This window comes from Burkholderia sp. WSM2232 (assembly GCF_000472545.1).
GTDB lineage: Bacteria > Pseudomonadota > Gammaproteobacteria > Burkholderiales > Burkholderiaceae > Paraburkholderia.
Genome location: NZ_AWZV01000005.1, coordinates 164,843 through 186,165, shown reverse-complemented (window position 1 = coordinate 186,165; position 21,323 = coordinate 164,843). Strand labels below are relative to the sequence as shown.

General features: G+C 61.5%; 19 protein-coding genes. 16 read left to right on the top strand and 3 right to left on the bottom strand.

Features of this window, described 5'->3' with window-relative positions; genetic code table 11:
• Window positions 1-16 precede the first annotated feature (16 nt).
• Genes F757_RS0104955 through F757_RS0104945 form a run of 3 tightly spaced genes read left to right on the top strand, consistent with a single transcriptional unit; the run spans window position 17 to window position 3,163 of the window.
• A complete protein-coding gene (locus tag F757_RS0104955; protein ID WP_027210446.1) occupies window positions 17-958 on the top strand; it encodes a sugar-binding protein in 942 nt (313 codons plus the stop codon).
• Window positions 958-2,475 carry a sugar ABC transporter ATP-binding protein gene (locus tag F757_RS0104950; protein ID WP_027210445.1) on the top strand — a complete coding sequence of 506 codons (1,518 nt, stop codon included), beginning with the start codon at window positions 958-960 and terminating at the stop codon, window positions 2,473-2,475. The genes F757_RS0104955 and F757_RS0104950 overlap by 1 nt, the downstream gene beginning before the upstream one ends.
• 31 nt (window positions 2,476-2,506) lie before the next feature.
• Window positions 2,507-3,163, top strand: coding sequence for an aspartate/glutamate racemase family protein (locus tag F757_RS0104945; protein ID WP_027210444.1), 657 nt, complete (start codon window positions 2,507-2,509; stop codon window positions 3,161-3,163).
• Here the strand turns inward: F757_RS0104945 and F757_RS0104940 are convergent.
• Window positions 3,138-3,896 carry a Crp/Fnr family transcriptional regulator gene (locus tag F757_RS0104940; RefSeq protein WP_027210443.1) on the bottom strand — a complete coding sequence of 253 codons (759 nt, stop codon included), beginning with the start codon at window positions 3,894-3,896 and terminating at the stop codon, window positions 3,138-3,140. The genes F757_RS0104945 and F757_RS0104940 overlap by 26 nt on opposite strands.
• Window positions 3,897-4,259: 363 nt before the next feature.
• Here F757_RS0104940 and F757_RS0104935 point away from each other — a divergent pair, with 363 nt between their 5' ends.
• The 13 genes from F757_RS0104935 to F757_RS33000 all read left to right on the top strand — a co-directional run bounded on the left by F757_RS0104935 (window position 4,260) and on the right by F757_RS33000 (window position 17,310).
• On the top strand, window positions 4,260-4,955 hold the full coding sequence (locus F757_RS0104935) for a GntR family transcriptional regulator (RefSeq protein ID WP_227471287.1): 696 nt from the start codon (window positions 4,260-4,262) through the stop codon (window positions 4,953-4,955).
• Window positions 4,956-5,005: 50 nt separating this feature from the next.
• A complete protein-coding gene (gene mtnK / locus F757_RS0104930; protein WP_027210441.1) occupies window positions 5,006-6,274 on the top strand; it encodes an S-methyl-5-thioribose kinase in 1,269 nt (422 codons plus the stop codon).
• 16 nt (window positions 6,275-6,290) lie between these two features.
• Complete coding sequence (mtnA, locus tag F757_RS0104925) at window positions 6,291-7,370, top strand: S-methyl-5-thioribose-1-phosphate isomerase (RefSeq protein ID WP_027210440.1); 1,080 nt, start codon at window positions 6,291-6,293, stop codon at window positions 7,368-7,370.
• On the top strand, window positions 7,367-8,038 hold the full coding sequence (locus F757_RS0104920; protein WP_027210439.1) for a class II aldolase/adducin family protein: 672 nt from the start codon (window positions 7,367-7,369) through the stop codon (window positions 8,036-8,038). The genes mtnA and F757_RS0104920 overlap by 4 nt, the downstream gene beginning before the upstream one ends.
• A gap of 64 nt (window positions 8,039-8,102) precedes the next feature.
• On the top strand, window positions 8,103-9,200 hold the full coding sequence (locus F757_RS0104915; RefSeq protein WP_027210438.1) for a substrate-binding domain-containing protein: 1,098 nt from the start codon (window positions 8,103-8,105) through the stop codon (window positions 9,198-9,200).
• 60 nt (window positions 9,201-9,260) lie between these two features.
• Window positions 9,261-10,796, top strand: a complete 1,536-nt coding sequence (locus F757_RS0104910; RefSeq protein ID WP_027210437.1) for a sugar ABC transporter ATP-binding protein — start codon at window positions 9,261-9,263, stop codon at window positions 10,794-10,796.
• Entirely contained in the window at window positions 10,793-11,794 is a 1,002-nt protein-coding gene (locus F757_RS0104905; RefSeq protein ID WP_027210436.1) for an ABC transporter permease, read from the top strand. Before F757_RS0104910 ends, F757_RS0104905 begins: the two co-directional genes overlap by 4 nt.
• 48 nt (window positions 11,795-11,842) lie before the next feature.
• On the top strand, window positions 11,843-12,853 hold the full coding sequence (locus F757_RS0104900; protein WP_027210435.1) for a dihydroxyacetone kinase subunit DhaK: 1,011 nt from the start codon (window positions 11,843-11,845) through the stop codon (window positions 12,851-12,853).
• A gap of 10 nt (window positions 12,854-12,863) precedes the next feature.
• The gene (locus tag F757_RS0104895) at window positions 12,864-13,490 is read left to right on the top strand and encodes a DAK2 domain-containing protein (RefSeq protein WP_027210434.1); all 627 of its coding nucleotides are present in this window, start codon (window positions 12,864-12,866) and stop codon (window positions 13,488-13,490) included.
• Between the two features lie 395 nt (window positions 13,491-13,885).
• On the top strand, window positions 13,886-14,668 hold the full coding sequence (locus F757_RS0104890; RefSeq protein WP_027210433.1) for a hypothetical protein: 783 nt from the start codon (window positions 13,886-13,888) through the stop codon (window positions 14,666-14,668).
• Window positions 14,665-15,960 (top strand): peptidase, encoded by a 1,296-nt coding sequence (locus F757_RS0104885; protein WP_027210432.1) that lies wholly within the window; start codon window positions 14,665-14,667, stop codon window positions 15,958-15,960. The genes F757_RS0104890 and F757_RS0104885 overlap by 4 nt, the downstream gene beginning before the upstream one ends.
• Before the next feature lie 7 nt (window positions 15,961-15,967).
• Window positions 15,968-16,537 carry a hypothetical protein gene (locus F757_RS0104880; RefSeq protein ID WP_027210431.1) on the top strand — a complete coding sequence of 190 codons (570 nt, stop codon included), beginning with the start codon at window positions 15,968-15,970 and terminating at the stop codon, window positions 16,535-16,537.
• The gene (locus tag F757_RS33000) at window positions 16,534-17,310 is read left to right on the top strand and encodes an Lnb N-terminal periplasmic domain-containing protein (protein WP_035466286.1); all 777 of its coding nucleotides are present in this window, start codon (window positions 16,534-16,536) and stop codon (window positions 17,308-17,310) included. The genes F757_RS0104880 and F757_RS33000 overlap by 4 nt, the downstream gene beginning before the upstream one ends.
• Window positions 17,311-17,453: 143 nt before the next feature.
• Here F757_RS33000 and F757_RS34540 read toward each other — a convergent pair whose 3' ends face one another.
• Both F757_RS34540 and F757_RS34535 read right to left on the bottom strand, forming a co-directional pair.
• A complete protein-coding gene (locus tag F757_RS34540; protein ID WP_084530725.1) occupies window positions 17,454-19,235 on the bottom strand; it encodes an alpha/beta hydrolase in 1,782 nt (593 codons plus the stop codon).
• A 65-nt stretch (window positions 19,236-19,300) separates the two neighbouring features.
• Entirely contained in the window at window positions 19,301-21,121 is a 1,821-nt protein-coding gene (locus F757_RS34535) for a clostripain-related cysteine peptidase (RefSeq protein ID WP_027210429.1), read from the bottom strand.
• Window positions 21,122-21,323: the final 202 nt, after the last annotated feature.

The following is a 21,323-nucleotide window of genomic DNA, read 5'->3' as shown; positions in this document are numbered from 1 at the left end:
ACATCAGGAGACATGTATGAAACTCACCCAACGCGTCACCGCGAGCGCCCTCGTCGCGCTTGCTGCATCGGTCGGAGCAACGGCTCACGCGAAAGACGCAAAGGATATTTCCGTTGCCGTCATTCCCAAGGTCGCGGTGCCGTTTTTCGACGACTGCAACAAAGGGGCAAAGACGGCGGCCGACAAAGCCGGTGTGAAATATCAATGGGTGGTTCCGCAAAACACCCAAGGTGCCACGCAGGTACAGATTATCGAGGACCTGATCTCGAGGCATGTGGATGGCATCGCGATATCGGTGAACGAACCGAAGTCGGTCGAAAGCGTGATGAAGCGCGCTGAGCAAAGCGGCATCAAGGTGCTGACGTATGACTCGGATTCGCCCAGAAGCGGACGCTCCATGTATATCGGCACCAACAACGAACAGGCGGGCGCGACCATGGCGGAGACGATGGGCAAGGCGCTCAATGGTCAGGGTGAAGTGGCGATCATTACGGGTCAACTGGGCGCGGTCAATCTCAACGAACGCATTGCCGGCATCAAGAAAGGGCTGGCGAAATATCCGGGCATCAAGATTGTCGAGACGCAAGGCACCGACGACGACCTGGCGCGCGGCGTCTCCGTGGTGGAAACCACGCTGCGCGCGCATCCTCAGCTCAAAGGCATTTTCGGGGTGAGCCAGGTGGGCGGGCCGGCCGTCGCGAAGGTGCTCAACACGAAGGAATTCGGCACGATGAAGGGCAAGCTCGAAGTGCTTGCCTTCGACGATCTTCCCGACACGCTGAAGGGGCTTAAGGATGGCTATATCCAGGGCATCATGGTTCAGCGTCCAGTGACAATGGGCTCCCTCGCTGTCGAGCACCTCGTCGCACAGATCCAGGGCCAGGAAGCGCAGCCCAAGGACATCGACACCGGCGTGACCGTCGTCACGAAAGACAACATGACCAGCTACACGAAGTGATGAACGACGTGACACCCGTGCCCTTTCTGGAGATGCGCAACATCTCCAGAACCTTTCCTGGTGTAAAGGCACTAGACCGCGTGAATCTGGAGATACGCGCGGGCGAAGTGCTTGCGCTTGCCGGAGAGAACGGAGCGGGCAAAAGTACGCTGATGAAGATACTCACCGGTATCTACGCGCCCGATCCCGGCGGCACTATCCTTGTCGAAGGCGAGGAAGTGGCGCTCGTCGACAGCCGTCACGCTAGCGCACTTGGCGTGAACATCATTTATCAGGAACTTGCGGTGGTCGGCAATCTCACTGTCGGCGAAAACATTTTTCTGGCGAGAGAACCGCGTACACGGCTCGGACTGATCGATCGTCGGCGTATGTATCGCGAGGCGCGCGAGGTGCTGGCCACCATCGACATGGATATCGATCCCGCTACTCGCGTAAGCGAATTGAGCGTGGGCCAGCAGCAAATGATCGAGATTGCCAAGGCCCTCTGCGCGCGGTCAAAAGCCATCATTATGGACGAGCCCACAGCATCGCTTAGTCATCACGAAACGCGTGTGTTGCTAGGTATCGTCAAGCGCCTGCGCGAACGAAACATTGCAGTGGTCTATATCTCGCATCGGCTTGAAGAGATTTTTGAACTGGCAGATCGCGTGACGGTACTGCGCGACGGACGCACGGTCGGCACCGCGCCAATTGCCGAGATGACACGCGAGACGCTCGTGCGCATGATGGTGGCCCGCGAGCTGAGCGAACTCTACGGCGAGCCGCAGTCTCATGCGAGCCGCGATCCCGTGCTCGAAGTGCAAGCGCTCTCGCTTAAACCGGTCGGGAAGGCGGAGCCTCGCATCCGCGATATAAGCTTTACGCTGCATCGTGGCGAAGTGCTTGGGATAGCCGGGCTTGTCGGTTCGGGGCGCACCGAAATCATGGAAATGATTTTCGGAATGCGTGCGTGCACGGGATCGCTCAAGGTCGAAGGCAAGCCGCTTACGATCCGCACTCCGCACGATGCCATCAGGGCGGGCATAGGTTTCGTGACCGAAGACCGCAAGGCTCAGGGGCTCATACTCGGCATGAGCGTGCGCGAGAATTTCAGCCTTACTCACCTGGAGCGCTATTCGCCGTTCCAGTTCGTGCAGCATGCGCAGGAACGCGAGAGCTGTCAGCGGTTTGTCCGTATGCTGGGCATCAAGACGCCAGGCGTCGAGCAGAAGGTCGTCAACCTGAGCGGCGGCAATCAGCAGAAGATCGTGATTGCGAAATGGGTCGCGCGCAGCCCGAAAGTTCTCATCGTCGATGAACCGACCCGCGGCATCGACGTAGGCGCGAAAGCGGAGGTACATGCGCTGATTGCGAGGCTCGCAGCAGAAGGTATTGGGGTGATCGTCATCTCTTCCGATCTTCTCGAAGTACTTGCGGTGAGCGATCGCATCCTGACGGTGCGGGAAGGGCGCATCAGCGGGGAGTTGAGCAGGGCGCAAGCTTCGCAGGAAAAAGTGATGGCGCTCGCCACCGCTTGAACAACCATCGAATAAAGTAACGGATACGAATATGACCACGATCGTCGTTATACATACCGGCCCAGTCACGGTCGAACCGCTCAAGGCCCAATTTGCCGAGCAGTTCGCCGACGCGCGCGTCGTCAATATCGTCGACGACAGCCTGCTCGCCGATGTGCGCGCAGCCGGCCGCCTGACGCCCGAAGTGACGCGCCGTCTCTATAGCTATATGGCGAACGCTGAAGCTCTCGGCGCCGACCTCATTCTCAATGCGTGTTCGTCGGTGGGCGAGGCGACCGACCTCCTGCGCGGCATGATCCGCACGCCAATCGTCAAGGTCGACGAAGCGATGGCCGAAGAGGCCTGCGCGCTTGGTCCACGCATCGGCGTTGTCGCGACTGTGTCCACGACGCTCGAGCCAACGGTGCGTCTTATCCGCCGGAAAGCCGCCGAGCGCGGCATTGAGATTTGCGTGACAGAATGCGTCGCGCCAGGTGCATTCGAAGCGCTGCTTGCGGGCGACGCCGCGAAGCACGACGAGGTCCTCAAGCGCACGATTACCGAACTCGCTGAGCAGGTGGATGTGATAGTGCTCGCGCAAGTCTCGATGGCGCGCCTCGTGCCGTCACTTGGCTCGCTTTCAGTGCCGGTGCTGTCGAGTCCTCAAAGCGGCGTAGCTTCGGTCAAGCGCGCATTAGCGGCGCTGTGAGCACGCGTGGAGCCGACTTCGCGGGCAGCGCCGCGAAAGCCGGCGCTTTGGTGATGTACCGGGCGACGAAGGTTGGTGTCAGCACGATTTTGCGCTCGTGCATGTCGACGAAGCCTTCCGACTTGAGGTCGCTGAAGTGCCGGTTCACGGATTCGCGCGACGTGCCGATGAATTCCGCGAGCTTGTCCTGTGCAATAGGCAAGTCGATGAGAATGGTATCGCCGTGCTCGGGATGATCGAAGGGCATGCCCACCTGGCCGGAGAACATGACGAGTATGTTGACGAGCCGCTTTCTCACGTCGTGTAGCGAGAGATTCTCAATTAATTGTTGTGCTTCCTGCCAGCGCCGATAGTGGTCACGCAGCACGAACTGATTGATGACGTCGTAGCGCGCAAGCAGTTCCTTGAAATCCGCTTTACGGATATAACAGACCATGCTCGGTGTGAGCGCCTGTGCATGATGGGAGTAGTTCTCCTCATTGAGAACATCGCCATCGCCGAAGATCGTGCCCGCCTTGACGAAGGCAAGTGTGATTTCCTGACCGTCCTCAGTGAGGCGGTAAAGCCTTACGCTGCCGCTCTTGAGCAGGTACACATGCTCGCTCGGTTCATCCGGCCGATAGATGACGGTGTTCTTGCGTAACGTGCGATGGTCGCTGAAGGCAGGCATGACCTCGTCGAGGCAATGACACTGGATCAACGAGAGCAATTCGCTCTTGCCGACAAACCACATTGTCGTCTCCTTAAAGTTGCCTTGCGAACTTTGACGCCTTATCAGGCGTTTGTAATAACGCTGCTTGGGTCCGATTCATTCTACACACAGAGCCTCGAAATGCGCTGAACACCACCAGTCTGAACGTTTCGCGAGGGCCGGCTGCGGCACGCCGTATTGGCGCAACGCAGCGTGTCGCAAAGCCAACGTAGACAGGCTTGCAGACACTGGCGTGTTGCGGGAGCGATGCGCCTGGAGATCCCGGACCGCGCTCAGCACGACATGGAACCAAGGGAAATTCCCTAGAAAAACATCAGATGTCTGATGTATATTTGGTGGCGTGACGAATGAGAGAGCGATATGCGCCTGAGCGTAGAACGATCGATGAGCGACAAGATCCAGGAGTCGCTGTTGACCATGATTCGTGAGCGCAAGCTCAAGCCGGGCGATCAGATTCCCACGGAACTGGAGCTCTGCGAGTTGCTTGGCGTTGGTCGTTCGAGTTTGCGCGAGGCCGTGGCGCAGATGATCTCGCATGGACTCCTCTCACGCGTGCAGGGACGAGGCACCTTCATCAGACAAATCTCGCTGAAGCTGCAAGGCGGTCTGGATGATCTGATGTCTGTGACCGACATGATCAGGAGCGTTGGTGCGGTGCCTTCCACAAGCCGTATTCAGATGGACAGCATTGCGGCGTCGGAGAGTCTTGCCGAAAAGCTTGGGATCGCGCCCGGCGAAACTTGCATCCGCATTGAACGCGTGAGGCGTGCTGACGATGCGATTGCCGCTTACTGCATAGACACGATCCCGAAAACGCTTTTCGATGAAGCTCAAGGTGAATTGGGCGAATCGCTCTTCGGCATGTTCGCGCGCACGGGCCGTCGCTTGTCGCATACGCACACGTCGATACAGCCGACCATCCTCACGCCGCGCGATCTGCCGGAACTGGGCGACGGCTTCGGCATGTTTCTGCTGCTGGACGAAGTGGACTTCGATCAGAGCGGTGAGCCGCTTTGTTATAGCAACGACTACTACAACACGAGCATCTTCAAGTTCGATCTGGTGCGCAAGCGTCGCTGAAGACGTATTCAGGTCGATGGGCGCCGGAAGCAACATCGGAGGAGGCACCGATGGAGTTTGAAGCCTTTACCGCAGGTGAGCTCGCAGCGTATCTCGGCGCCATTCCGAAGGTGCGCGCGCTGCTTGGTGAGCCAGACGATCTGGACGTCGCCGAAGTCGGCGACGGCAATCTGAATTACGTGTACTTCGTAACGAATGCGAAGGCGCCCCAGCGCAGCGTCGTGGTCAAACAGGCGCCGCCTTTTCTGCGGCTGGTCGGCAAGACATGGCCTCTGTCCTGCCAGCGCATGGAGCACGAGGTCGCAGCCTTGCGCCGCTTCGGCGCGCTTTGCCCGCAGCACGTGCCGAAGGTGTACCACGCGGACAGCAAGCGTTTCCTGATGGTCATGCAAAGGCTTGCGTCGCATTGCATCCTGCGGCAAGGGCTTATTGACGGCATTACCTATCCGAAGCTCGCCGCGCATCTGTCCACTTATCTTGCGCACACGCTTTTTTACGGCTCAGATCTCTTTCTTGCGCCCGACATCAAGAAGAAGGCTGCGAGCGCAGCCGTCAATGTCGAGTTGTGCAGGATTACCGAGGACCTCGTATTCACTTTTCCCTTCGAAGACCATCCGTCCAATGTGTATAGCCCGGCGCTGCCGCCGTCCGTGCTGGAGCGCCTGAGAACCAACGAAGCATTGCGTATTGCCGCGGGCGACATGAAGTGGGCCTTCATGAATCGCGCGGAGACCTTGCTGCACGGCGACTTGCATACCGGCTCCATCATGGTCAATGAGGAAGAGACGTTTGTCATCGATCCCGAGTTCGCGTTTTACGGGCCAATGAGCTTCGACATCGGCGCCTTGCTGGCCAATCTGCTGCTTGCCTATTTTTCCCGAGACTGGCATGGCCGTGCTGATGGCCAGGACCCGGCGCCTTACGAAGAATGGCTGCTCGCACAGGCGATCGGTATATGGAATGGCTTTAGCGAGCAGTTCGTCGCGCTCTGGCGCGATCACGAGAGGCGCAGTGAACGCCGCTTCATCGGCGGACAGACCGACTCGCGCGCGGTCGAACGCTATCGCGCGCATTTCATGCGGCGCCTGCTTGCCGATACCCTCGGCTTTGCGGGCTGCAAGATGATTCGACGCATCGTGGGCATGGCGAAAGTCGCGGATATCACACGCATACCGGATGCGCAGGCGCGGGCGCGGATCGAGGTACGGTGCCTGCGTTGCGCCGAAACCTTGCTGGTGGAACGCGACGCGTTGACCGACATCGAGCAGGTTGCCATGCTGGCGCGCGATATACGGCGCGAGACCCACACACACGCTTAACGCACACGGAGCTTTCATGGTTGCGCAGTCCCTGTTCCCCGCGCTGGCCCCGACGATCGAATGGCGCGACGACGCTCTTTTGCTGCTCGATCAGACCCGCCTGCCGCATGAGGTCGTGGTGGAGCACGTCGCCGATGCCGCCGCCGTATGGCGGGCCATTCACGAACTGCGCGTGCGTGGTGCGCCCGCCATCGGGGTGGCAGCGGCGTATGGCCTATGTGTGGCCGTGCAGGATGCGCGCGCATTGCCGCTCGCCCAGTTCCGGGCGGAACTCGAACGACGGGCGCGCTGGCTCGATACGGCGCGTCCCACTGCTGTGAATCTGAGCTGGGGCCTCGGACGCATGCTGCAACGTGCGCATACCTCCAGCGCGAGCGATTCGACGGCGCTTTACGAGGCGCTCGTCGAAGAGGCCCGGCAAATTCATGCGGAAGACCAGATGCTGTGCGAAGGCATAGGCCGGCATGGCATGCCGCTCATCAAGCAGGGCAGTGGCGTGCTGACACATTGCAACGCCGGCGCGCTTGCGACCACTGGGCTTGGCACCGCCACAGCGCCGATTTATGCAGCGCATCGTGAAGGCATAGCTTTCAAGGTGTTTGCGGATGAAACGCGGCCGCTGCTGCAAGGCGCGCGACTCACTGCATTCGAATTGCAGCACGCAGGCGTCGACGTGACGCTGATCATCGACAGCGCAGCCGCGTCGATCATGTCCCAGGGGCTCGTCGATGTCGTGATCGTCGGCACGGATCGCGTGGCGGCCAATGGGGACTTCGCCAACAAGATCGGCACGCTTGGGGTGGCCATTGCAGCGAAGCATTACGGCATACCGTTCTACGTGGCATGCCCCTCGTCGACACTCGACTTTCGCACGCCGAGCGGTGCGCAGATCGAGATAGAAGAGCGGTGCGACGAAGAGGTCACGCATTTCGCGGGGCAGCGCACGGCGCCGCAGGGCATTAAGGCCCGTAATCCGGCATTCGATGTAACACCGCATGAACTTGTCACGGGTTTCATCACCGAACGCGGCATCGCGAAGGCTCCGTTCGAACGATCGCTCGGCCACTTCTTTCCGGCCGCGGGGAACGCGGCATGAAGGCGGCGCGGGAAAGCGCACTGCGGCGGGGCATCGTCGAGACCGCGCTCGAGATGGAGCGGCTCGGCATCAATCAGGGCACCTCCGGGAACGTGAGCGCACGCCTCGGCGATGGTTTCCTGATCACGCCGAGCGGCGTGCCGGCGCGCGATCTTCGCGAAGAAGCCATCGTGTGGCTACCGCTCGACGTGGACGACGACGCCGAGGTGCTGCGCGTGAAGCGCCCGTCGTCTGAATGGCGCATTCATCGCGACATTCTTCGTGCGCGGCACGAGATGCATGCGGTCGTGCATACGCATTCAACCGCGGCCACTGCCATGGCAATACATGGACGCGATATTCCGGCGCTGCATTACATGGTGGCAGCAGCGGGCGGCAACTCGATTCGCTGCGCGCCCTATGCGCTCTTTGGCACACAGTTGCTCTCCGATCATGCGCTGGAGGCGTTGCGGGACCGGCGTGCGTGCCTGCTTGCGCATCATGGCGTGGTTGCGCTGGGTGACGATCTCGCGCGCGCCGTGTGGCTTGCGCACGAAGTGGAAGTGCTGGCGAGGCAATACCTGCTCGCCTGCCAGCTGGGGCCACCGCCGCTTTTGTCGGACGTGGAAATGGAAGAGGTTCTTGAGAGGTTCAAGACCTATGGCAGACCGAGGCATGCCGAACGTTAGTGCGCTTGCTTCAAGGGAAATTATCGTTAGCAACGCAGTGAATAAATCTACAACGGAGACGACTATGGCCTGGAGTTCAGCAAGATTCGACGGATGGGACGTATTGGGTAAACCGACCTGTGCGGTGCTGCTGTGTGCGGCAGCCGCGCTTGCCGGTTGCTCCAGAAGCGACAACAGCTCGACCAGCAGCACTTCCGGCCAGGCCGCGAGCGCGCCGGCCAGCGCGCCCGTGGCCAACGCGTCGGGCGGCAAGACAAAAGTTGGATTCTCGGTTTCGACGCTCAACAACGCATTCTTTGTCGGCCTGAAGGCGGGCGTGGAGAAGGGCGCTAAAGACCAGGGCTTCGATCTCGTGCAGACCAATGCGAATGGCGACGCGCAACAGCAGGTGAACGACGCGATCAATCTTTTGAGCCAGGGCGTGACAGCGCTCGTGCTCAATCCGATCGATTCCAAGGCCATTATTCCCGCCGTCGAAAAAGCCAATTCGATGAACATTCCGGTGTTCATGCTGGATCGCGGTTCGGACGGCGGCAAGGTCACGTCTTTTGTTGCATCGGATAACGTGGCGCTGGGGCAGACGGCGGCCAAATGGATTGCCGACCAGTTGACGAAGCGCTACGGCTCCGCCAAGGGCAACGTGGTCGATCTGATCGGGCTAGTCGGTACGACCGCCGCCACCGACCGCGAGAAAGGTTTCAGCGACGAGATCGCCAAATATCCTGACATCAAGGTGGTCGCTCGTCAGGAAGGGGCGTTCGATCAGGAAAAGTCGCTCAATGCAATGACAAATATCCTGCAGAAGTACCCTCAGATCGACGCGGTCTTCGGCGCAAACGACGACAACACAGTCGGCGCGGAAAAAGCCATCGACAATGCGGGCCGCTACAAGCCGCTCGGCGACAAGCAGCACATTCTCGTCATCGGCGCGGACGGTACCGCGCAGGCGCTGTCGGCGATTCGTGCCGGCAAGCAGGACGCGACCATCTCGCAGAACCCGATTCAGATGGCAGCCAGGTCGCTGCAATTCGTCACCGACTACGGCGCGAAGAAAGACGTGCCGGCAAACTACGCGTGGCCGACGCTGCTGATCGACAAGTCGAATATCGATTCGGACGCGACGAAGAAATACGGGCTGTGGTCTGAGGAAGTCAAACAGTAAGACTGGCCGCGGGCTGCGATGCATCGGACACTGCGCAGCCTGCAAACGGAAAGAGGCGACATGACAGTACAAGCCGAAGAACCGGAGCGCGCGCCAATGAATACGCCCGTGCCGCTGCTGCGCATGCAGGGCATCGTCAAAAGTTTTCCTGGCGTGAAGGCCTTGCGCGGCGTGAGCCTCGAATTGCAGGCAGGGCATGTCATGGCGATTGTCGGCGAGAACGGCGCTGGCAAGTCGTCACTCGTCAAGACGCTGTCCGGCGCCTACGAGCCGGACGAAGGCACGATCGAAATCGACGGAGTGCCGCTTGCACGCGGCACTAATGCAGCCATCGACGCCGGCGTGGCCGTCATCTACCAGGAACTCTCGCTGATCAACGACATGACAGTGGCGGAGAACCTGTTTCTCGGCCGCATGCCTGCGCGCAAGGGTTTCATCATGCAGCGCGAGGCCAATCAACTGGCACGGGAGGCGCTTGCGCGCGTGGGGCTCGACTCCGTGCCGCCGTGGATGCGCCTCGGCGATCTGCCGCTCAACAAGCGCCAACTGGTCGAAGTGGCGAAGGCGATTGCGCGCGATGCGCGCATCCTCGTCATGGATGAACCGACTGCGGCGCTGCAAAGCCAGGACATTGTCAATCTGTACGCCGTCGTGCGCAGGCTCCGGGCGGCTGGCATGGGCATCATCTTTATTTCGCATCATCTTGAAGAAGTGTTCGAACTGGCCGATTCGGCGGTCGTAATGCGCGACGGCGCCACGGTCGGTGCGCGTCCCATGTCGCAATGGACGGAAGCAGCGCTCGTGCAGGCCATGGTCGCCCGCAACCTGGAATCGTTCTACCCGTGGGAGCCGCGCGAATATGGCGATGTCGTGCTCGAAGTCCGTAATCTCGCCAGCGCGCCGCTGCTGCGCAATGCAAGCTTCAAGGTGCGGGCAGGAGAGATTCTCGGTATCGCGGGAATCGCGGGCGCGGGGCGCACTGAACTGCTGAAGACGATTTTCGGTGCGTTGCCGGCGACGAGTGGCGAGATACTCGTCAAAGGCAGGAAGATCGCAAATCATTCGCCGACCGAAGGCGTGCGTCACGGGCTCGTGTACACGTCGGAGGATCGCAAGCTCGAGGGGCTCGTTCTTGATGCCAATATCGAGGAAAACATTGCACTGTCCAGTCTCAAAGCGCTGGCGAATGGCGGGTTCGTGAGCCGTGCCAGGAAACGCAAGCTTGCGCAGGAGGCCAGCAGGAGATTCGGCGTGCGGGCGTCTTCGGTGCTGCAGGTTACGCGCACATTGTCGGGCGGCAACCAGCAAAAAGTGATTCTCGGGCGGGCCACTGCGACCCGACCCGTCGTCGTCATGCTCGACGAGCCGACGCGCGGCATTGACGTAGGGGCAAAAACGGAAATCTACGCGCATATGGTGGCGATGGCGAGAACGGGCGGGGCGGTCGTCATGGTGAGTTCCGAATTGCCGGAACTGCTCGGCATGTCGGATCGCGTGCTCGTAATGTATCGCGGCAGCATCGTGACGGAGATCCCGCGCGAGAAAGCGCATTCCGAAGCTGTCATTCAATGGGCTACAACAGGAGCAGGCGCATGACCTCCACGGCAGCCAACCGCGCGGATACGGAGGCGCTGTCGCGCCGCGTGATCCGCCAATTGAGAAGCGGGATCGGACCACTGTTCGCCGCGCTCGTCCTGATCTGCATTGCTTTGTCGATTGCATCGCCCGAGTTTCTGACGACCAGCACGCTAACCAACATCATGGTGCAGGTGTCGGTGGTCGGCATCGCGGCGGTAGGCGGGACCTTCGTCATCATTACGTCGGGCATCGATCTTTCGGTCGGTTCGCTCGTCGCGTTGACGGGCATGGTCGCCGCGACCGTCATGGCAGGGTCGAGTCCCGGGGCAATTGGCCTTGGCATTGCGGGGCTTTGCGCGGCGCTCGCGGTGGGGGCTGCTGCAGGCGCACTAAACGGTCTCGCGGTTGCGTGGCTGCGGCTCGTGCCCTTCATCGTCACACTGGCGATGATGGCCATGGCCCGCGGCTTGACCCTCGCCATTTCGGATGGCCGCACCAAGTTCGATTTCCCGAATGCCTTCACTGCGTTCGGCGCGAAAACAGTCGCCGGTTTGCCGATGCCAATGATAGTCATGCTCGCGATCTTCGCCATGGGGCATGTGCTGCTGCGCAAGACCACGTTCGGCCATCAGGTGTTCGCGGTGGGCGGCAATCAGGAAGCCGCGCGTCTCGCGGGTATACCGGTGCATCGCGTCGTGTTCCTCACTTACATGCTGGCCGGTGTGACGGCCGCCATTGCCGGGATCGTTCTTGCTGGCCGCCTCAATTCCGCGTTGCCTTCGGCGGCCAACGGGCTGGAGTTGCAGGTGATCGCCGCTGTCGTGATTGGCGGGACCTCGCTTGCCGGAGGACGCGGGTCCATTGTTGGAACGTTTATCGGCGTCGTGCTAATCGGCGTGATCAATGTGGGATTGTCGCTGCTCGGCGTCAATCCGTTCTGGACGCAGTTCATACAGGGCGGGGTGATCTTCGCGGCTGTCCTGCTGGATGCGCTTAGTCAGCGACGCAAGCAGTGAGCGTCTTTTTGCATTTTGTGAAAGCACCCCGAACCGGAGGAGCACAACATGAAAAAAATCATCAACGAGCCCGACGCCTTTGTCGATGAGATCATCGAAGGCCTGCTGATCGCCCATCCGGCATGGCTCAAAAGCGCAACTGCGGACAAGCGGGCGCTGGTGCGCAAGGACGCGCCGAAAGCGGGACGTGTCGGCATCGTGACCGGTGGCGGCTCGGGTCATCTGCCGGGCTTTCTCGGCTATGTGGGCGAGGGTTTGTGCAGCGGCGTAGCGGTGGGCAACGTTTTTTCATCGCCGTCCGCCGAGCAGATACTGGAAGCGACGAAGGCTGTAAATGGCGGTGCCGGTGTGCTCTACGTGTATGGGAACTACGGCGGCGACGTGCTCAATTTCGACCTCGCGGCCGACCTGGCCGAGCCGGACGGCATCCAGATCCAGACGGTCGTGCTGACCGACGACGTGGCCTCGGCGCCCAAGGAGCGCGCCGCGGACCGGCGCGGCGTGGCGGGCATGTTGTTCGCATTCAAATGTGCGGGCGCGGCCGCGGAGCGCGGCGATTCGCTGGAGGAAGTGGCGCGCATCTGCGGCAAGGCGAATGCCCATTGCCGTACCATGGGTGTCGGCCTGTCGCCGACGATCCTGCCCGCCGCCGGCAAGCCCACCTTCAGCCTACCCGAGGGCGAGATGGAAATCGGCATCGGTATTCATGGCGAGCCTGGCACTCACCGCGGCAAACTCGAACCCGCAGATGCAATTGCTGAACGCATCACGCGTGAGATCCTCGACGATCTGGATGCGGAGAAAGGCTCGCGCGTCGCCTTGCTCGTCAACGGGCTCGGCGCGACGCCGCTGGAAGAGCTCTACGTGCTTTATCGGCGTTCGGCTCAACTTGTCGCGGACCGTGGCCTGAAGGTGGCGCGCTCGTATGTCGGCGAATATGTGACGAGTCTCGAGATGGCGGGCGCATCCATCACTGTGATGCTGCTCGACGACGAGCTGCAGGCGTTGCTCGAAGCACCGGCATCTTCGCCGTTCTTCCGCGACGGCACGGCATCCTGAGAGGCGCGCGATGAGTGTATCCAACAACGAACTGCGCGATCTTCTGACGCGCGCACTGAATGCGCTGCCGGCTCACGCCGACGAACTGCGTGAGCTCGATGCCGCCTTGGGCGATGGCGATCTCGGCATCACGGTTCGGGCGGGATCGGCAGCGGTCGTGAAGGCGCTTGCCGCATTGGCCGACGACGCATCGCTCAGCGATGTGCTGTTGGCCGCAGGCAAGGCGTTCTCTACCGCCAATCCGTCGACGTTCGCAGCGCTCGTGGGCGGCGGTCTGCTTGCTGCTGCCAGGGCGGTCTCCGGAGCACAAAGGATGGGGCAGGCCGAGGCCCTGGCGATTGGCCGCGCGGTGGCGGGCCGCATAGTCGAACGCGGCAAGAGTCAACTCGGCGACAAGACGGTGCTCGATGCGCTGATGCCGAGCCTGGATACGTTGGAGGCCTCGCAAGGCAGCGCCGTCGCGCTGCTGGACGCGATGATCGCGACGGCGCAGGAAGGCGTCGCCGCCACGGCCTCCATTCAATCGCGAAAAGGTCGTGCCGCATGGGTGCAGGAACGAAGCATCGGGCATGCCGACCCCGGTGCGACCGCATACGTGCGCTTTTTACAGGCACTTCGCGGGGCGTTTGCTGCATAGGGAGGTTCGACCTGCCGCCTCTATGTTTGTCGATGTTTTTACGTCGTTCTCGCGGTTGCGAATATCGCTGTAGCCCAACCCGATTTTCGTTCTGCCGTTGCGGCGTGCCACGCGCAATGCAGCGCGCATTGCGCTTCGAGCCCGAGGCGCAATCATTGCACAGCGGTTACTTCCCAGCGATAAGGCCATCAATTGCATGGCCGATCACTTCGCCATGCTCCCCGCAGCAGCCGGAAGGCGGCCTAAAGTTTTCTGAAATTCTTCCGTAAGACCGGGAGGCCCCTTTTCCTGTGGACGCTGCCGCTCCACGCTGCGTCGTTTCCGGCAGGTAGGGCTTGATTCGTGCCAGCTTCTGGCTCGGTAGCGTCGCACCCACCTCCCAGGATTCGAACTCAATGAAGAATGCAGTACTCGCGGACGCGGTCGGTGGTGTGATCCTGACCGTGTTTGTCACCGCCGTCCTGACCGGGCTGCATGCGCAGGTGGGCGGCAATCACGGCATCGTCAACTTTCTGGGCAGCGCGGAATTACCCATCGTGGCATCCGTGTTGATGCTCGACTCGCTACGCGAAGCGATCGGTTCGATCTACGAAGGCGAGCATCGTCAGAACATTTTCGTCGCAGGGATCGTGCTCTTCGTGGTGGCGTTGCTGCTTGCGTCCAAAGGGGTGGACATCGAAGTGGCGCGCCATCGTGCGCTCGAAGACGCGGTGCTAGGCGCAACTGCCGTGACGCAGATGCCGGCCGCGCAGCAGCACGCCTGGTTGCACAGCGCCGAGCAGGCGTTGCCGTTGCCCGTATGGGTGGTTCCCGCCAACGTGCTGGTCTGGGTGGCCGCAATAGCCGTGTCGATCTGGAATCGCGTACTTGCGATCGGCGAGAAAGAGCGCTCCATTTCGCGCGAAAACGTCGAGGCCTTCGTGCGTCTGCTCGACGAAAGCCGTCGCGGAGACGCAGTCGTTACCGCGCTGCTCGACGACGAACGGCGTGCGCGCGCAGAACTGGAGCGTGACCCAGGTGCGCCAGGTGCAGAGGAACGCGAAAGCGTACGGCGCCGCCGCGATGCAAAGCGCCGGCACGAACGCGCGCTCGATGCCCTGCAGCTCTGTCTGCGACGTGATCTGTCGCAGCGCGAAACCGAAAATCACGTTCAACCCGCCGTCTGCGAGCAAAAATGATCCAGCTCCTTCTACTTTTACTAGGCCCCCGATTCGCAGTAAGGCATTTGCCGAAACTGCTGGCGTTCGGTGCGATGTGGCTCGCGATCGGCGCGTTCGTCGTGGTGGATGCGCTCGATGGCGCACTCTGGTTCCCGCTGCAAAGCTTCGGCGTGCTGTTACTCGCCGAGGGCATTGCTGCGCTCGCGCTCGCACGCAGCGGAATTTCGTTGCAAACCGGTTTCCGTTATGTGAAGGGCGCCATCGGCGTATTGATCGGCGTGCTCGTGATCGTGCGCCACAGCTACAGCGATTTCCTGCTGGCGATGCTGTTTGGTGCGGGCTTTGCACTGGAGGGATGTCTGCTGATCGCAGCAGCATGGATAGTGCGCTATCGCCATTGGCGCTCGACGATTGCGATCGGCGTGTTCAGCCTCGTGCTCGCCGTCATCTTCTTTCAGCCGTATCCCACGCATTATCGCGGCACGGTCCCGTACTGCATCGGCATGTGGCTGGCTGTCAGCGGCGTACGCATGATCTGGCTTTACCGGCGCTTGCGAAAGAGCGGCTATGGCAGGGATGGCGCGACTGCGCCGGCCTGTGCCGACACTGGCGCGGTGGAAGCGATCAAGGAGTCGCCGATGGTCGTGCACGTCTGGACGCCAATCGGGTCGTCAAAAAACGCGGCGGTTCGCCGGCCCGTGATTGATCGCTATATCGCGGCGGTCGACATTAACGGCGTGATTTCCACCGGACATGCGGCGCTCGAGGCTGGCAATCTTTATCTGAGCCTTTATCCGGCAGTCGAGATCGACCGCTCACCCGACGAATTCGCGAGGCTTCTGCGCGCCGATTCGTCGAACGACGTACGCGGCCGCTATTTGCCGAGCTACCCGGAAGAGGCCGCGGCATGGTGCGATTCGACGATGAAGATCGCATTTCGCCGCTACGACGCCGCACGGCTCGTGGCATTCGCGACAGAGTATAAGAGGATCGAGGTCTACAACCTGACGAATCGCAACTGTTCCAGTACGGTCGCCGAAGCAATCGACGCAGCGCTGGAAGGCAGCGAATACCGCCACGGCGGTTGGCGCGACGTACTCCGTCTTATCCTGTTGCCCGAACTCTGGATCGCTGCGCAACTGCGGCATCGTGCGCAAACCATGGCATGGACGCCCGGCCTGGTGCTCGACTACGCACGCGCCTTGCGCGTCGTTTCACAGCCACCCGCAATCGGCTGGATCGCGCTCGCGGCGCTCGCGTGGCGGCAGTCGCGCCGGGCGCGCGTCACGCAGAATGCCGAACAGCGCTGAGCGGACAATGGAGAAGTTTACGCACGTCCGCATTGTGATGGGCATGATCGTCAGTCTGGGACTCACGCACATGCTAAAGGGCCTGTCTTCGACCATCCAGCATCCAGGCACGATCCGGATCTATCCCGTGCACATGGCGTGGGTCGCGTCGATGGTGCTGTACATCCTGCACTTCTGGTGGTGGGAGTTTTCGTTGCGGGAGATTGCGCAATGGACTTTCGGCATCTATCTGTACCTGCTGTTTTACGCGTTCATCATCTATCTGCTGTGCTCGATGCTGTTTCCCGACTCGCTAAAGGGATACGACGGCTACGAGGACTACTTCATGTCCCGGCGCGTGTGGTTTTTCGGGCTTCTCTTCGCCGTGAGCCTCGTCGATGTCGGCGATTCGGTCATCAAAGGCGAAGTGCACCTCTCGCGCCTGGGCGATCTGTACTGGCTCCGGACCGCCGTGGTGGCGATTTCCTGTCTGGTCGCCATTCGCACACGGAACCGCCTTTTCCACACGGGCTTCGTTGCACTCAATCTGGCTGCACAGGTGCTTCTCATCGTTAAGTCTTACTGGAGCGACGCATGATACGCCGCTTGCTGGCGCAGCCGCTTGACGCTCACCCCGCACCGCTCTGGGCGACGGAATACGAGCGCACCGCTTCGGTTCAGTGGCAAGACGGCGTTGCGCGAATTTGCAATGTTCGCCATTTCGTCTATCGCACGCGCGACGATTTTACGCCCGCGTGGTATGACGCGAGCTATGACCTCGACGCACTGTGTTCAGTCGATCTGGTCATGTCGCGGTGGGCCGGCGACTCTGTTGCTCATGTCTTCGTGAGTTTTGGTTTTGCCGATGGCCGCTATCTGGCCGTGTCGATCGAAACGCGCCGGCGCAGCGATCAGCGCTATTCCGCGCTCGGTGGCTTCTGGCGCAACTACGGGCTGATTTACGTCGTGGCCGACGAACGCGATCTTCTCGGCGTGCGAACTGACGTGCGGCGCGAGCGCGTGTGTCTGTATCGCGTGCAGATGCCGGACGAGGCCATGCGCGCGCTGTTTGCCGGCTATATGCAGCGGGTCGAAGCGCTCAACCGGCGGCCAGAGTTCTACAATACGCTGTTTAACAACTGCACCACCAACATCCTTGGCCATGCGCGCGCCATTGCGCCGCATTTGCGCTACGACTGGCGCATCCTTTTGAGCGGCCACGCCGACGACTACGCGTTCAGAATGGGACTGCTCGACCGCAGTACCCCATTCGACTGTCTGAAGGCACGCAGTCTCATCCGCCGTGCCGCCGACGCGCAAATCGACGAAGCATATTCGCGAGAGATTCGCATGAGCATTAGCGCGCCCTGAGCAAAAGGCCTGGAAAAAGCTGGTTTGGTCTGCCGATCCTCGTGCATGGATGATGAGCGGCGCCGCGCTATTGGTCCGGCAACCGGCGTGTAGGACATCGGCACGAACCTGGTTCCTGCTGATCATGCGGTCCGAAACATCGGTCAGAAAACGGCAGGCTGCGCCTGGCCGACTGTGTCGTGGATGCGGTCGAGCAGTCGTTTCGCGGCGACGGGATCGGTGAAGAGCGGCGCGTCGTCCGTCGCGCTGTGCGCCACGGTGGCGGCCGCACTGGCCGTGGCCCGAGGCACACCCTCAATCGCGATGCCCGCGCAACTGGTGTTGCGTGCCGGCGTCGTGCCGCTCAGGAAATAGTTGGCGACGCTCGCATCGACGCACGAAGTGCCATACGGAAACAGCCCGTGAGTGTATTCGCCTTGCACCTGAATCATGCTGGCGTTCGGCATCTCGTTGAACGTCGCCAACGCGCCTGGCAGTGGCGTGAGCACGTCGTACTCGCTCTGGAGCAGCAGAAGCGGCGACGCAGTGCGAGCCGCATTGGCGAGTGCGGGCTTTTGTACCGTCACCGGACCCCAGAATATGCAGGGATTATTGATGTCGCTACTATCGTGGATCGGCGCAGCCTTGACGATCGCTACGGCGCGCGCGATCCAGTAAGCCGGGCTGGACGGCACCGGCGCATCCGAACAGCGCACGGTAACGTTCACCCAATGCAAATTGGACGCGTTGTCGAGGTAATTGTTCGTGAGGTATGCCTGGTAAGCGTCGACGGTCCCGAGCGCGGCTTCCCGGGCCGCCCCGTCGATGGTCGTGTCCATCGGCGAGTACAGGTATTGGGTTAGCGCGTCGCGATACTGTTCGACGCTCGGATGGCTCGCCGCAACCTGGATCACGGCGGTCTCGGCAGCCATCAGCGGCACGACCACCCCGATCTTCCGACGATGCGGAGCGACCTGATACATCAGGCTGGCGAAGTAAGATTTGGCCCAGTCTGGCGTGGTGGTGACAAGGCCACGGATTCCTTCGATGGTGTTCGGAATCGCCACCCGATCGGCCATTGTCAGCGCGTACAGCGAGAGAATGTCGTCGTAGGCGGTTTGTTCCGCCACAGCTTGCGACTGCAGCGGCATCGGCACATCGTAGTCGACCACGCTGTCGAGCAGCATGTGTCCTGCCCTCTGCGGAAAGAGCGACGCGTACCACGCGCCGAGCAGCGTGCCGTACGAGTAGCCAATGAAATTGAGCTTTGCTTCACCGAGCGCCGCGCGCAGCACGTCCATGTCGCGCGCCGTGGCGTCCGTGTTGACGAAGCGCGCAAACGGCACGTCGCGGCATGCGTCGGCGACAACCTTCATATTCGCCAGCGCATTGTTGATGTTCTCGTTGCTCATGTCCACCGGCAGGTAGTTCGTGTGAACGAGCGGCTTGCCAAGCGTGCATTCGAGGCGAGTGCTGAAGCCGACGCCGCGCGGCGAGAAGCCGACGAAGTCGTACTTTCTCGCCATGTCGTAAACGGCACGATAGCCGCCGCTGGACGGGTTGGCGAGACGCGCCACGCTTGCGATCTGCGCGCCGAGGCTGTAGCCGTCGCCGCCGGGTCCCCCCGGATTGAAGACGATCGCACCGAGCCGTTGCGAAGGCGCGAGCGCGCTCACGCGCATCAGGCCGATCCGAATGTCGCCTGCGGACAGATGATCGTAGTCCTCGGGCACGGCAAGCTCGCCACACGCGAGGTCGGCGCCGAGCGCTGCGACGTCGAGCCTGTCCAGGCCGGCGGTTTGCGTGGGGCTGCATGCCTGCCAGGCGATGTGCTGGCTCTTGTACGAGGCGAGCGGGTCGTTCTCTTGCACGTCGCCGCCGCAGCCGGACAGCGCGAGCGCGGCGAGCACCATTAGCAGAACGGCGATGGTAAATAGGCGTTTCATCGGATTGATTCAGCTTCGTTGCCGGGCGCGGTCCGGCGGTGGGCTGCGCCGGACCGGCCGAAAGCTCATGGACGCGCCACTAGTGACGACATTTGCGCCTGCTGGACGAGGTTGGTGACGAGCACGCCCTCTCTGTAGGTTCCTGCGGGAAGCGCAGTCATTGCGAGCGTCAGCGCACCACCTGAGAGTTCGGGCGAGGCGGCGGTCAGATCGCCGAATGACTGCGTCGTGATGTTGTAGCTCGCCGCGAGCGTGCGGATCCGTGCATCGGGCCCCGGCAGGGGTTCAAGACGCGGCGAGAAAGGGTTGACCGAGGTATCTTCGGTCATGCCGAGCAACGTCCAGTTGCCGGCCGCGTCACGGCTTGCGACGAGATACTCGGCCGTGCCGTCGACTTCGAGCGGAATGCCGTACAGCGTATCGCTGCTGTTGGTGATGCCGGTGCGCGCGAGTTCGCCGATGATCACCGGGTAGCCGTTCAGCGTGAGCCAATTGCCCGACAGCGGGACGCGCTGCGTCATGCGCGGCAGCATGTCGTGCATTGTCTCCGGAATGATGACCGGCATGGTGCCCGCCACCGTCAGCGTGCCATCCGCGGCGACGGCGGAAACGAGCGTGGCGTCCACCGAGGCAACGGCGTCGTCCGCCGCGATCTGCGCCACGAGGTAACCCGGAACGGACGCGCTCGTGTCGATCGAGATCGCATGCGGCAGCGCGTTCACGGCCGCGACGTATGAACCGGTGAACGCGATGTAGGCGGGATCGAAATGTGTTTGCGCGTAAGCGGTCTGCAAATAACTGCTTAGCGGCGACGCGGTCGGGAAGTAAACGCTCAGGCCGGCCGCGTCGGGAAACGCCTCGCCGTTCTTCGCGTACACGACGGCCGCGCGCGCGGCGCTGGCGAGTGCTTTTGACGCATCCACGGCAATACCGGCGCGCGCGGTCAGGTCGGCGAAGCCCGCAATGTCGACTTCGTCATGCTGGCGCGCGCCGTTCATGCCGAATGAGGGAGCAAGCCGCCGCGCCGCGCCGAGCGCTGGCCACGACTGCGGATCACTCGCGATCGGCGCGATGGCGTTGGTGAACGTAGTGAGCGCGGTCCTCACCGCGCCGACCTTCGACAGATCGACCAGAGAAAGCGTCGCCGTCGGGGTATCTGAATGCCGCTCGACGTATGAATCGATGATGCCCTTGCCGTAGCTGACTGCGTCCGTTGCGAGCGTACGCACCACTTGCGTATAGTCCCAGCCCGAACCCGGCTCCAGTTCTTCGGAGGCGAGCAGATAATCCGCATACGGTGAAATTGCATCGCTCGCCTCTACTGCGGCCATCAGGCAGGCGTCGAAGCCGATCAGATCGAAATGCACGCCGCTGCGCGCATTGGCGACCGCAAGCGCGGTTGTGAGCGTAGGAAGCGTGAAGTGGTCGTTGCTGAAATTTTCGTCGTAGCCGTAGCCGGACCAGCCGCTGCCGTGATTCCACAGAACCAGCCTGTAGTGCGCCGCCGGATAGGTGTCGTGAGCCCAGCCGATGAAATCCGACAGTGCGGTCGAATCCGCCATGTCGATCTCACCGAGATGTGCCACCGTTTCGAGCTTTCCGCTCTGGCCGATTACGTGACGCTGCACGTCTTTCCAGTCTTTCACGTGGCTGTCGTCGGCGCCGGCGGCGGACGCACCGCCAGTCTCTATCACGACATGGCTGCCGGCGGGAAGCTGCGCTTTGAGCATATCGGCGATATTGCCACTTGCCTCGCCGCCGTCCGATTCGAGATCCGAGCCGACGATGTACACCATCAGCGTGGTGTTATTCGCAGCAGGTCCGGAGGACGAAGAATGGATGTCGCCGCCGCACGATGCCAGGGCCGCGCTGAGGGCAAGCGCCATAACGGCGCGCCAGAGAAAACGAAACCGCATCAAAAACCTTTCCGTTAGCTGGCAGATGCAGCGCATAGGCGCGTCCGCCTGATGTCGGGTCGAAACGGCGAGAGGCGGGCCGGATCGGAAGAGAGCAACACCTTGCTAACGGATTCATTACATGGAACTTGAGTTTCTGAAGCCGATTCTTACAAATTAAGCCAGCGTAAAA

Bases quoted from the DNA above. Each gene is read 5' to 3' on its own strand.
- F757_RS0104940 (WP_027210443.1), bottom strand. From the start codon at position 3,896: ATGTGGTTTGTCGGCAAGAGCGAATTGCTCTCGTTGATCCAGTGTCAT.
- F757_RS0104890 (WP_027210433.1), top strand. From the start codon at position 13,886: ATGAAGAATGCAGTACTCGCGGACGCGGTCGGTGGTGTGATCCTGACC.
- F757_RS0104955 (WP_027210446.1), top strand. From the start codon at position 17: ATGAAACTCACCCAACGCGTCACCGCGAGCGCCCTCGTCGCGCTTGCT.
- F757_RS0104915 (WP_027210438.1), top strand. From the start codon at position 8,103: ATGGCCTGGAGTTCAGCAAGATTCGACGGATGGGACGTATTGGGTAAA.
- F757_RS0104895 (WP_027210434.1), top strand. From the start codon at position 12,864: ATGAGTGTATCCAACAACGAACTGCGCGATCTTCTGACGCGCGCACTG.
- F757_RS0104910 (WP_027210437.1), top strand. From the start codon at position 9,261: ATGACAGTACAAGCCGAAGAACCGGAGCGCGCGCCAATGAATACGCCC.
- F757_RS34540 (WP_084530725.1), bottom strand. From the start codon at position 19,235: ATGAAACGCCTATTTACCATCGCCGTTCTGCTAATGGTGCTCGCCGCG.
- F757_RS0104950 (WP_027210445.1), top strand. From the start codon at position 958: ATGAACGACGTGACACCCGTGCCCTTTCTGGAGATGCGCAACATCTCC.
- F757_RS34535 (WP_027210429.1), bottom strand. From the start codon at position 21,121: ATGGCGCTTGCCCTCAGCGCGGCCCTGGCATCGTGCGGCGGCGACATC.
- F757_RS0104880 (WP_027210431.1), top strand. From the start codon at position 15,968: ATGGAGAAGTTTACGCACGTCCGCATTGTGATGGGCATGATCGTCAGT.
- F757_RS33000 (WP_035466286.1), top strand. From the start codon at position 16,534: ATGATACGCCGCTTGCTGGCGCAGCCGCTTGACGCTCACCCCGCACCG.
- F757_RS0104935 (WP_227471287.1), top strand. From the start codon at position 4,260: ATGAGCGACAAGATCCAGGAGTCGCTGTTGACCATGATTCGTGAGCGC.
- F757_RS0104900 (WP_027210435.1), top strand. From the start codon at position 11,843: ATGAAAAAAATCATCAACGAGCCCGACGCCTTTGTCGATGAGATCATC.
- mtnK (WP_027210441.1), top strand. From the start codon at position 5,006: ATGGAGTTTGAAGCCTTTACCGCAGGTGAGCTCGCAGCGTATCTCGGC.
- F757_RS0104945 (WP_027210444.1), top strand. From the start codon at position 2,507: ATGACCACGATCGTCGTTATACATACCGGCCCAGTCACGGTCGAACCG.
- F757_RS0104905 (WP_027210436.1), top strand. From the start codon at position 10,793: ATGACCTCCACGGCAGCCAACCGCGCGGATACGGAGGCGCTGTCGCGC.
- F757_RS0104885 (WP_027210432.1), top strand. From the start codon at position 14,665: ATGATCCAGCTCCTTCTACTTTTACTAGGCCCCCGATTCGCAGTAAGG.
- F757_RS0104920 (WP_027210439.1), top strand. From the start codon at position 7,367: ATGAAGGCGGCGCGGGAAAGCGCACTGCGGCGGGGCATCGTCGAGACC.
- mtnA (WP_027210440.1), top strand. From the start codon at position 6,291: ATGGTTGCGCAGTCCCTGTTCCCCGCGCTGGCCCCGACGATCGAATGG.